This window comes from Candidatus Phyllobacterium onerii, assembly GCF_028331445.1.
In the GTDB taxonomy this organism is placed as follows: domain Bacteria; phylum Pseudomonadota; class Alphaproteobacteria; order Rhizobiales; family Rhizobiaceae; genus Phyllobacterium; species Phyllobacterium onerii.
In genome coordinates, this window is sequence record NZ_JAQMHX010000017.1 from 87,345 (window position 1) to 98,404 (window position 11,060).

The 11,060-nt window shown below is 56.8% G+C and carries 9 protein-coding genes; 8 read left to right on the forward strand and 1 reads right to left on the reverse strand.

The genetic code is table 11. The annotated features are described in order from the left end of the window. Positions 1 to 14 precede the first annotated feature (14 nt). Entirely contained in the window at positions 15 to 1,073 is a 1,059-nt protein-coding gene (locus tag PHA01_RS25675) for a LacI family transcriptional regulator (RefSeq protein ID WP_271899114.1), read from the reverse strand. 288 nt (positions 1,074 to 1,361) lie between these two features. On the opposite strand from PHA01_RS25675, the gene PHA01_RS25680 reads away from it, so the two are divergent. The 8 genes from PHA01_RS25680 to PHA01_RS25715 all read left to right on the forward strand — a co-directional run bounded on the left by PHA01_RS25680 (position 1,362) and on the right by PHA01_RS25715 (position 10,918). Continuing rightward, entirely contained in the window at positions 1,362 to 2,606 is a 1,245-nt protein-coding gene (locus PHA01_RS25680; protein ID WP_271899115.1) for an ABC transporter substrate-binding protein, read from the forward strand. 71 nt (positions 2,607 to 2,677) lie between these two features. Then, positions 2,678 to 3,586 (forward strand): carbohydrate ABC transporter permease, encoded by a 909-nt coding sequence (locus PHA01_RS25685; protein WP_271899116.1) that lies wholly within the window; start codon positions 2,678 to 2,680, stop codon positions 3,584 to 3,586. After that, the gene (locus tag PHA01_RS25690; RefSeq protein ID WP_271899117.1) at positions 3,583 to 4,482 is read left to right on the forward strand and encodes a carbohydrate ABC transporter permease; all 900 of its coding nucleotides are present in this window, start codon (positions 3,583 to 3,585) and stop codon (positions 4,480 to 4,482) included. The genes PHA01_RS25685 and PHA01_RS25690 overlap by 4 nt, the downstream gene beginning before the upstream one ends. Then, positions 4,479 to 5,576 carry an ABC transporter ATP-binding protein gene (locus PHA01_RS25695; RefSeq protein ID WP_271899118.1) on the forward strand — a complete coding sequence of 366 codons (1,098 nt, stop codon included), beginning with the start codon at positions 4,479 to 4,481 and terminating at the stop codon, positions 5,574 to 5,576. Before PHA01_RS25690 ends, PHA01_RS25695 begins: the two co-directional genes overlap by 4 nt. A gap of 27 nt (positions 5,577 to 5,603) precedes the next feature. Beyond that, a complete protein-coding gene (locus PHA01_RS25700; RefSeq protein WP_271899119.1) occupies positions 5,604 to 6,350 on the forward strand; it encodes a sugar phosphate isomerase/epimerase family protein in 747 nt (248 codons plus the stop codon). A gap of 14 nt (positions 6,351 to 6,364) precedes the next feature. Next, a complete protein-coding gene (locus PHA01_RS25705) occupies positions 6,365 to 7,504 on the forward strand; it encodes a Gfo/Idh/MocA family protein (protein ID WP_271899120.1) in 1,140 nt (379 codons plus the stop codon). Positions 7,505 to 7,583: 79 nt separating this feature from the next. Then, on the forward strand, positions 7,584 to 9,905 hold the full coding sequence (locus PHA01_RS25710; protein ID WP_271899121.1) for a Tex family protein: 2,322 nt from the start codon (positions 7,584 to 7,586) through the stop codon (positions 9,903 to 9,905). 26 nt (positions 9,906 to 9,931) lie between these two features. Next, the gene (locus PHA01_RS25715) at positions 9,932 to 10,918 is read left to right on the forward strand and encodes an aldo/keto reductase (RefSeq protein WP_271899122.1); all 987 of its coding nucleotides are present in this window, start codon (positions 9,932 to 9,934) and stop codon (positions 10,916 to 10,918) included. Positions 10,919 to 11,060 lie beyond the last annotated feature (142 nt).

Here is an 11,060-nt window from a genome sequence, read left to right on the forward strand (position 1 = left end):
CGATCGGTGACACTTCACGAGCGCAGATCGTGTTCATCAGGGTAACTGAGACTCTGCAGTTCCCGCGCATCGACCCCGGCTATCCTTCGCAACACTGCTCGCGCCAGTTCACGCCCGGCATGGCGAACATCCTCATTGAACACGATGATTTGCGGGCGGAACCATTGCAGCACATCGGTCGACTGCTTCGAGACAAGGTCGACATCGCCGCCAATCTTCAGTCCAGCGGCTTCAATACCTGCAACCAGCGCAATGGCCGCGCTGCCACTACAGCAGACAATGCCGTCGGGGCCGTTTGAGGCCGACATGATCTCCTCCATCCGGTTCCGCATACGGCCCAGCGAGGTATCGACATCAATATCGGACACAGCAACCGTACTCGCGCCTCCCTCCTCCACCGCACGCGAGAAACCCCGATGGAGATGCCGGTAGTAAGTGACCGAAGGCGACGGGCCCGCAAGCATGGCGATCCTGCGACGTCCCCTCGCCAACAAGCTCTTCACCGAGAGATAGGCGAAGGTCTCGTTGTCGAAATCGTGGAACGGATGCTCAATGCCCATCTCTGTTCGACCATGTGTAGCGAACGGAATGCCATGTTCGGTGAGGTAGCGGACGCGCGCGTCATTCGGCTCCGTACGTGACATGATGATCCCGTCCGCCGAGCCTGTTTCGACGATGTAGCGTATCGGCTGCATTGGGTCATTTTTCACCGAATAGGGCGTGACGGTCAGATGGTAGGGCGTCTCCGAAAGCACTTCGGAAATTCCATAGACCATGTTGGAGGTAAGTCCCATGATCTCCGACTGAGCATTGAGCACGAGGCTGATGACATTGGTCTTGCCGGTGCGAAGACGCACACCGGCACGGTTGGGCCGGTATCCAATCTGCTTGGCGATCAGCTGAACCCGGTTCTTGGTCGCCTGGCCAATTTCCGGCGCATCCTTCAGCGCACGCGAAACAGTGGTGACACCAAGGCCTGCCATGAAGGCAATCGTCTTCAACGTCGGCCTCTCGCCCTCAACGGGTTCGGCCATACCGCTTACCGGTTTCTGATCGCCTTCTGTCGTCTTCATATTCAATCGGCTATCCAAGCCTTCCTTTGACGGTATCTGTATCGTTTTACAAAAAATACTGCAGTCCGAAATTTTTTGACTGGTGGCACAACGTGATCCTAGACGATATTGCCGCCACTTGGCAATCGCACAGCGTAGTCACAATTGTTTACTACTCTGAATTTGCAGCATTATTTGGCCAATCAACAAATCCGCAACATCAATCTCGAAAAAATTGGCTTTCGGCGATTGCACTTGATGGCTCTTTACATTAGCCTACCTGTAACGTTTCAGATTTGGGAGGATACGATGCGTTACCGTTCTGTCTTGACCGCTCTTGCCACGTCGACATTTCTTTTCGCAGCTAGCCAGGCTGGTGCCGCTGACTTGGAAGTCACCCACTGGTGGACTTCTGGCGGTGAAGCGGCAGCTGCCAAGGTTCTAGCCGAATCCTATGACAAATTGGGCGGCGACAAATGGGTGGACGGCGCGATCGCCGGCAGCGGCAGCACAGCCCGCCCAATCATCGTCAGTCGCATTCTTGGCGGAAATCCAATGGGTGCCACCCAGTTGAATACCGGCCGCGATGCCGAAGATCTGGTCAAGGCCGGCTTGATGACGGACCTGACCGAGCTTGCTACCAAAGAAGGTTGGGCCGATTTCATTCGCCCCGCCAAGCTGCTCGATGCCTGCAAATATGAGGGCAAGATTTATTGCGTTCCGGTCAATATACACTCCTGGCAATGGATGTGGATCAATCCCAACGCGTTCAAGGAAGCCGGCGCCGTGGTCCCCACAAACTGGAACGAATTCGTCGCTGCAGCACCCAAGCTGAAGGAAAAAGGCATCATCCCGCTTGCGACCGGTGATGCGTGGCAGATCGACGGCGTATTCCGCGTGATGCTGGCCAACCTTGGCGGCAAGGACCTTTATCTCAAGATCATGGATGAAAAGAGCACCGAAGCCGCCGGCAGTCCCGAAATGAAAGCCGTTTGGCAGGCTTTTGCCGACGCGCGAGACCTTGCTGACCCCGGCTACGTCGGACGGCAGTGGAACGAAGCGACGTCTCTCGTTCTAACGGGAAAAGCCGCCGGCCAAATCATGGGCGATTGGGCACAGGGCGAATTCGGTGTGGCCGGAAAGGTTGCGGGCACAGACTATGACTGCCTCCCGGGCCTCGGTGTTCATCCCGTCCTCGATACTGGAGGCGACGCCTTCTATTTCCCGAAAAACGCGAACCCCGAGATCACAAAAGCCCAACTGAAGCTTGCAAGCATGCTTGTCTCCAAGGAGACGCAGGTTGCATTCAATCTCGCCAAGGGCTCCCTGCCCATCCGTGGCGACGTCGACATGCAAACAGCCAATGCATGCATGCAGAAAGGCATCAAGATATTGGCGGACAACAACAATGTGCTGCCTTCATACGAACAGGCTTTCTCCTCCGATACGCAAGGCCAGATCGAAGATCTGACGACGGAGTTCTTCGCCGACAAGAACATGACGGTGGAGGATGCGCAGGCCCGCTACGTCGAGATCATCGGCGAAGCCAAATAGCGCGAACAACCACCGTAGCAGCGGTGCCGGTCTCTCGGGTCCGGCATCCAGTGACAGGACTGGAGACTTCGATGGCTGGGAGCCGGCGCCCGTTTGCCCCCTTACGCAATCTGAATGCCAAAATCGCGGCGGTGCCGATGATCGTCACGGTGCTTGTTGTCTTCATCGGCTGCACATTGTGGACCGTCGTTTATTCCTTCACATCCTCGCGTTCACTGCCAACGCTGGATTTCGTCGGGATGGATCAATATGTGCGGCTTTTCCGGACGTCGCGCTGGACCGTTTCCCTGAAGAACCTTGCCATCTTTGGTGTTTTGTCTTTGAGCTTTTCGCTGGTACTCGGATTTATCCTCGCCGCCCTGATGGATCAGAAAATCCGCTTCGAAAATACCTTCCGCACCATATTTCTCTACCCGCACGCTCTATCGTTCATCGTTACCGGCCTTGTCTGGCAGTGGATACTCACTCCGGCCTATGGCGTGCAAAAGGTCGTTCGAGACCTCGGTTTTGAAACCTTCAATTTCCCTATCCTGACTGATGGCCGTTTTGCCATCTATGCCATTGTGATTGCGGGTCTGTGGCAGGGCACAGGCCTTGTCATGGCACTGATGCTCGCGGGTCTGCGCAACATTGACGATGAAATCTGGAAAGCAGCGCGCGTTGACGGGATACCGGCGTGGAAGACCTATCTTTTTATTGTCATTCCGATGATGCGACCTGTCTTCATCACCACGCTCGTCATCATTTCGGCGACTATCGTCAAGGTCTATGATCTCGTCGTCGCCCTGACAAATGGCGGGCCAGGCATATCGTCGGAGGTCCCCGCGAAATACGTCTACGACCTGATGTTCTCGCGCGGCAATCTGGGTCAGGGCCTCGCCGCCTCGACGATAATGCTCACCACAGTGCTGATTATCCTCGTGCCTTGGGCGCTACTGGAATTCCGACCCCGGTATCGCAAGGGAGAAGTCTCGAAATGAGCTCAAGCCTCTCCAGTACCGAACCGCGAGGAAGTCGCCCCAAGCGTTTCCTGTCACCGACATCGATCATGATTTATTCAGCGCTCCTTGTTGCAGCCATTTACTACCTCATTCCCCTCTATGTGATGGTCATGACTTCACTGAAGGGTATGCCCGAGATACGACTGGGCAACATCTTCTCGCCGCCGGTCGAGGTCACCTTCCAACCTTGGGCGACGGCGTGGAACAGTGCTTGCACGGGTCTTTACTGCGAAGGTATCAAGGTCGGCTTCTTCAACTCGATGAAGATCCTGGTCCCAAGTGTGATCTTCTCGATCATCATCGCTTCGGTGAATGGCTATGCCCTCTCCAACTGGCGCTTCAAAGGCTCGGAGCTGTTCTTCACGGCGCTGATTTTCGGCGCCTTTATCCCCTATCAGGTGATGCTCTATCCCCTCGTCATCATCACGCGACAACTCGGCATCTTCGGAACTCTGACGGGTGTCATCGTCATCCATACCATCTTCGGCATGCCGATCCTTACCCTCCTCTTCCGCAATTATTTCGTTTCCCTGCCGCCAGAGCTGTTCAAGGCAGCACGCGTGGACGGAGCCGGGTTCTGGCGCATCTTCCTGCAGATCATGCTGCCGATGTCCCTACCGATTTTCGTCGTCGCAGTGATCCTCCAGGTGACCGGCATCTGGAACGACTTCCTCTTCGGCGTGATCTTTGCCGGCACCAAGAATTTCCCGATGACCGTTCAGCTCAATAACATCGTCAACTCGACGCAAGGGGTGAAGGAATACAACGTCAACATGGCCGCGACCATTCTCACCGGTGCAGTGCCGCTCCTCGTTTATTTCTTTTCAGGCAAGTATTTCGTCAGAGGCATCGCCGCTGGCGCCGTAAAAGGGTGACCTCAGTGCACAGTGTTTCAATCAAGGATCTCTCGCTCAATTTCGGCTCGATCAGCGTTTTGAAAAACCTCAATATCGAGGTCGCAGACGGCGAATTTCTCGTGCTTCTCGGGCCGTCCGGTTGCGGAAAATCCACTTTGCTGAATTGCATCGCCGGACTGCTCGAAATCTCCGACGGACAAATTTTCATCAAGGGCAAAAATGTGACGTGGGAGGAGCCCAAGGATCGCGGTATAGGCATGGTGTTCCAGTCCTATGCGCTCTACCCGCAAATGACTGTCGAGAAGAACCTTTCATTCGGGTTGCGCGTGGCTGGGCTGCCCGCTGCGGAAATCCAGAAACGCATCGCGCATGCGGCTGAAATCCTGCAGATCGGGCCACTGCTACAACGAAAGCCTGCCGAATTGTCCGGTGGCCAACGGCAGCGCGTTGCCATCGGTCGCGCATTGGTACGCGATGTCGACGTGTTCCTTTTCGATGAGCCTCTTTCTAATCTTGATGCGAAGTTGCGCTCGGAACTCCGCGTCGAGATCAAGCGGCTGCACCACAAACTCGCCAATACAATGATCTACGTCACCCATGACCAGATCGAGGCCTTGACCTTGGCGGATCGCATTGCGGTCATGAAGGGTGGCCTGATCCAGCAGCTTGATGATCCGCTGACGATCTATAACAAGCCGCGTAACCTCTTTGTCGCAAGCTTCATCGGCTCACCCGCCATGAACTTCGTCAAAGGCGAGATTGCGACCGACAACGGCAAACCGGTGTTCAAGGCAGCCGATCTCAAGGTGTCACTCGCCGACTACGCTGCACAGGACAAACTCGCATCCGGCCATTCCGTCATTTTCGGCTTCCGACCGGAACACATCGCTATCAGTGACCAGTCCGGTCCCGCGGGCCGCTCCTGCGAGGCAGTCGTGGATCTCGATGAGCCAATGGGCGCCGACAGCCTCGTCTGGTTGAAGGTAGCAGGAAAAGCCATCTCGGTTCGCGTCGATTCCGGCAGGCGCTACCAGCCCGGTGAAAAGGTATTCCTGACATTCAATCCCGCCATGGCCTCGCTCTTCGACGCCGGAACAGAAAATCGCCTTTGAACTTCCCAAGCATCATGGAGAAATGAAGTGACCGACTTTTCCTATCAGCTCTACAGCTCTCGCAATTTTCCACCACTCGACCAGACGCTCGAAATGTTGAGACGCAATGGTTATGCGCAGGTAGAAGGCTATGGCGGCGTTTATGCCGACCCTAAGGCAACGAGAGCCGCACTTGATGCCAATGGGCTGATAATGCCTTCGGGCCATTTCAGCATCGACCTTCTGGAAAAAGAACAGCAAAAGGTCCTCGATATTGCAGGTACGCTTGGCATCAAGGCTATCTATTGTCCGCACCTCGCCTTGGACCTTCGCCCAAAGGATGCGGCGGGCTGGTCAACCTTCGGCGAGCGGCTGGAAGCGGCATATGCCACCTACAGCAAAGCCGGATATATTTTCGGCTGGCACAATCACGACTTCGAGTTCAAGGCGCTGCCCGATGGCTCTATTCCGCAAAAACTGATCTTCGACGCAGCACCCAGCATTTCATGGGAAGCTGACATTGCCTGGATCATCCGTGCCAGCGCCGATCCGTTCCAGTGGATCGAGAGCTATGGCTCACGCATCAGTGCCGTGCATGTCAAGGATATCGCTGTTCCGGGCCAGAATACCAACGAGGATGGCTGGGCTGACGTAGGGTATGGAACTGTCGACTGGAAGGCGCTGACATCAACACTCAGAGATACGCCGGCGCAGTACTTCATCATGGAACATGACAATCCATCGGACGATGAGCGATTCGCCCGCCGCTCCATCGGTACCCTGAAAGCGTTCTGAAGAAAGAAACCGACATGGCCAAGACATTAGGCATCGGCATCATTGGCGCCGGCAATATCTCAGCGACCTATTTGCGACTAGCCCCTCTCTTCAAGGGTATTGAAATACGCGCCATCGCCGACATCAACAACACTGCAGCCACCGCTCGCGCTTCCGAATATGGAATCGAGGCGCGCACTATTGATGGCCTGCTTTCCAGCGACGATATCGATCTCGTAGTCAACCTGACCGTACCGGACGCGCACTTTGACGTCTCGAAGCAAATCCTCTCCGCCGGCAAACATCTTTATTCAGAAAAGCCGCTAACGCTATCGCTGAAGGACGGGCTGGAATTGCAAAGGCTCGCCGCAAAGAAAAACCTGAAAGCAGGTTGCGCGCCCGACACTTATCTCGGCGGCGCGCACCAATTGGCACGCAAACTGATCGATGATGGACAGGTCGGCACCATCACTTCGGGCACGGCACACGTTATGAGCCACGGCATGGAGCACTGGCATCCAAATCCTGACTTTTTCTTCCGTCCGGGTGGCGGCCCCATCCTCGATCTCGGTCCGTACTACATCGCCAATCTGATCAACCTCATCGGCCCGGTGCGGCGCGTCGCAGCCCTGACTTCGATGGCCACGCCAACGCGCACAATCTCCAGCGAACCACGCAGGGGCGAGACAATAAAGGTGACGACGCCAACGACAATCCAAGCTCTGCTTGAATTCGAAAGCGGCGCTTCGGTGACCCTGTCAGCCAGTTGGGATGTCTGGGCTCACCATCATCCCAACATGGAGCTTTACGGCACTGACGGCTCGATCTTCCTGCCAGATCCGAACTTCTTCGGCGGAGAGGTCAAGTTGGCAAAGCCAGGAAAGAAGGCCAAACCGGCCAAGCCCTGGGCGCATCCTTTCGGTACACCCAACCAAAAGCATCCCGCCGGCATGATGGCCAATTACCGCACAGCCGGACTTGCCGACATGGCCGTCGCAATCCTGCAGGGGCGCGACATACGCTGTTCGCTGGAGCGTGCCTTGCACGGGGTCGATGTGATGGTCTCCATTCTCCGCTCCGGTGAGGAGAAGAAGTTCATCGACATCAAGACAGATTGCTCACGGCCCGAGGCGCTCGGTATCAAGGAAGCCAAATCGCTGTTGAAAAAGACGTAACTCTCAGCCTCGAAGCGATTGCGGTCATGCGCGGGCGGTCCTATGGTCGCCGCCCGATCATGATTTATGGGAATGCCTCGTGACTGTCAGTGCCGCCAATACCGCCCGTATCGCTCGTCTCATCGCCACCGAGATACACGCGCGGCCCGAACAAGCCAATGCGGCGATAGAACTTCTCGATGGCGGAGCAACCGTCCCTTTCATTGCCCGCTATCGCAAGGAAGTTACGGGCGGGCTCGACGATACGCAGCTGCGCACGCTCGACGAACGGCTCATCTACCTGCGCGAACTCGATGCGCGCCGTGACACGATCATCGAGTCCATCCGCAGCCAGGGCAAGCTGACCGACGATCTTGAAGGCAAGATTGCCGGCGCAGTCACCAAGGCGGAGCTGGAGGATATTTATCTGCCCTACAAGCCCAAGCGGCGAACAAAGGCCGAGATTGCCCGCGAACGCGGGCTTGGTCCACTGGCAGAAACAATCTTGTCAGACCGGCGTACCATTCCTTCCGAGCTGGCCAAGAGTTTCCTGAACGACGACGTTCCCGATGTGAAAGCCGCGCTCGACGGGGCCCGGGATATTCTTGTCGAGACCTTTTCGGAGAATGCCGAACTCGTCGGTCGTTTGCGCAAGTACATGCAGGATCGTGCGGTTCTCCGTGCCAAAGTAGTAGACGGCAAACAGGAGGTCGGAGCGAAGTTTTCCGACTACTTCAATCACTTTGAGCGCTGGGCAATCGTGCCGAGCCACCGAGCTCTGGCTATGCTCCGGGGCCGCAACGAAGAGGTGCTGTCGCTCGACCTCGAGGTCGACGCTGAAGATACCGCCGCGACTAAACCAGTCGAGCGAATGATCGCCGACGCCTATTCAGTCCACGCCAATGGCACTGCGGCTGACAACTGGTTGATGGAAGTGGTACGCTGGACATGGCGCATTCGCCTGTCACTCAATCTCTCCGTCGATCTTATGACTGCATTGCGTGAACGTGCCGAGGAAGAAGCAATCCACGTCTTCGCCCGCAATCTGAAGGATTTGCTGTTGGCGGCGCCTGCAGGCTCGCGCGCAACAATGGGTCTCGATCCAGGCATTCGTACAGGCGTGAAGGTTGCTGTCATCGACGGCACAGGCAAACTGCTGGATACCGCAACAGTTTATCCCTTCCCTCCGCGCAACGATGTGCGCGGAACACAGGCCGAGCTGGCAAAGCTCGTCTTCAAACACAAGATCGAACTCATCGCGATTGGCAACGGTACAGGTAGCCGCGAGACCGAACGTCTCGTCGCCGATATGTTGACGGACATGCCAGCGCCCAAACCGCTGAAAGTGATCGTCAGTGAAGCCGGAGCTTCGGTCTATTCCGCATCGGCCACTGCGGCTGCCGAATTCCCCGGGCTCGACGTGTCGCTTCGCGGTGCTGTCTCCATTGCCCGCCGCTTGCAGGATCCGCTGGCGGAACTCGTCAAGATTGAGCCAAAATCCATCGGCGTCGGCCAGTACCAGCACGATGTCGACCAGTACCGTCTTGCGCGTTCGCTCGAAGGCGTCGTCGAAGATGCGGTGAATGCCGTGGGTGTTGATCTTAACACCGCTTCGGCTTCTTTGCTCGCGCGGATTTCCGGCCTCGGGACGTCACTTGCTGAAGCGATTATCGCCTATCGCGACGATGTTGGCCCATTCAAAACCCGTCGCGACCTCCTGAAAGTCGCACGCCTCGGGCCACGCGCCTTTGAACAATGCGCCGGCTTCCTGCGCATTCCCGACGGCACCGAACCGCTGGATGCGTCCGCGGTGCATCCGGAGGCCTATGGTGTTGCCAAGAAGATCGTCAGCGCTTGCGGCCGCGATGTGAGGTCACTGATGAACGACAGCAGCGCATTGAAGGCGCTTGATCCCCGCGTCTTTGTCGACGAGCGCTTTGGCCTGCCGACAGTGCGGGATATCATTGCAGAACTGGAAAAGCCTGGCCGAGATCCCCGGCCGGAATTCAAAACTGCGTCGTTTGCCGACGGCATCGACAACATAAAGGATTTGAAGCCCGGAATGCTCTTGGAGGGAACGGTTACCAATGTTGCCGCCTTCGGTGCGTTCGTCGATATCGGCGTGCACCAGGACGGCCTTGTTCACTTGTCGCAACTGGCGGATCGCTTTGTCAAAGACGCACACGAAGTCGTCAAGGCTGGGGATGTCGTCAAAGTACGCGTTGTCGATGTTGATCCCAAACGCAACCGCATCAGCCTGACAATGCGCAAGGATGGTGGGGGAAGCGAGTCGTCACGCAGTCCCCGTCCCGTCGACAAGCCATCGCGCACCCCTGCTCCAGCGTCAGGCGGCCAGAAGGCGCAACCTTCGCCACAAGGCGCTTTCGGCGCAGCTCTGGCAGACGCGTTGCGCAAGAAATAGCTGGAAAAAATTCTAGGAGAACAACCGTGGATATCTGCACAATAGGCAAGACGCCGCTCGCAGTAACGCAATTCGGATTTGGTGGCGCGGCGATCGGCGGATTGTACCGGGAATGTCCTCAGGAAGCCGCGATGGAAACGTTGCAGGCGGCGTGGGATGCGGGAATGCGTTATTTCGACACCGCGCCCTTTTACGGCTTCGGTCTATCCGAACGGCGGACCGGCGATTTTCTGCGCAGCAAGCCGCGTCAGACCTATGTGCTTTCCACTAAGGTCGGTCGTCTTCTGCGCCCCGTACCGGACGATCAGATTCCGGATTATTCCTACGTCAATCCGCTGCCCTTCACGGTTGACTACGATTACAGTTATGACGGGATCATGCGTTCGTTTGAGTTCAGTTATGCACGGCTTGGCCTGAACAAGATCGACATACTCTATGTTCACGATATTGGCGTCTATACGCACGGCGCAGAAAAGAACACGATCTATCTGGCGCAATTGCTGGACAGCGGCATGCGCGCACTGGACGAACTGAAATCATCAGGCGCGATCTCGGCTTGTGGTCTCGGTGTCAACGAGGTGGAAGTCTGTCTCGACGTGATCGCCAGGCACCCGATTGACTGCATCCTGCTTGCAGGCCGTTATTCACTGTTGGATCGCTCCGCAGAGCGTGGATTGCTCGAAGTCTGTCGTAAACAACAGATTTCGCTGGTGATCGGCGGTGTCTTCAATTCCGGCATTCTCGCAACGGGGCCGGTTCCGGGCGCGAATTTCGACTATGGTCCTGCCTCAGACGATATTCTCGGTCGCGTTCGCGCCATGCAGAAAATTGCAGAAGCTAATTCAATTCCGCTCGCCGCTGCGGCAATGCAATTCCCGTTGCGGGAGCCGGTCGTCGCCAACGTTCTGATCGGCACGGCCAAGCCCTCGAGCCTCACCCGGAACATGGAACTGTTAAAGGTGGGGGTACCGGACGCGGTCTATGCCGCAGTCGAACCGTTTACAATTCGATGAGGGTCAGTCGTGGGGGGGGCAACCGCCCGCCCGGGGGATTTTAGCCGGGTTAGCGGGGGGTGTGTGGCTGAGAGTTTTAGTTTTACGGCGCCCGCAACGGGGCCGCGGGGGGGGGGGGGAACGGGGGTGGGGGGTTTGGGAG

Excerpts from the sequence above, each read along its gene's own strand:
- PHA01_RS25685 (WP_271899116.1), top strand. The coding sequence starts at position 2,678 with ATGGCTGGGAGCCGGCGCCCGTTTGCCCCCTTACGCAATCTGAATGCC.
- PHA01_RS25680 (WP_271899115.1), top strand. The coding sequence starts at position 1,362 with ATGCGTTACCGTTCTGTCTTGACCGCTCTTGCCACGTCGACATTTCTT.
- PHA01_RS25690 (WP_271899117.1), top strand. The coding sequence starts at position 3,583 with ATGAGCTCAAGCCTCTCCAGTACCGAACCGCGAGGAAGTCGCCCCAAG.
- PHA01_RS25705 (WP_271899120.1), top strand. The coding sequence starts at position 6,365 with ATGGCCAAGACATTAGGCATCGGCATCATTGGCGCCGGCAATATCTCA.
- PHA01_RS25675 (WP_271899114.1), bottom strand. The coding sequence starts at position 1,073 with ATGAAGACGACAGAAGGCGATCAGAAACCGGTAAGCGGTATGGCCGAA.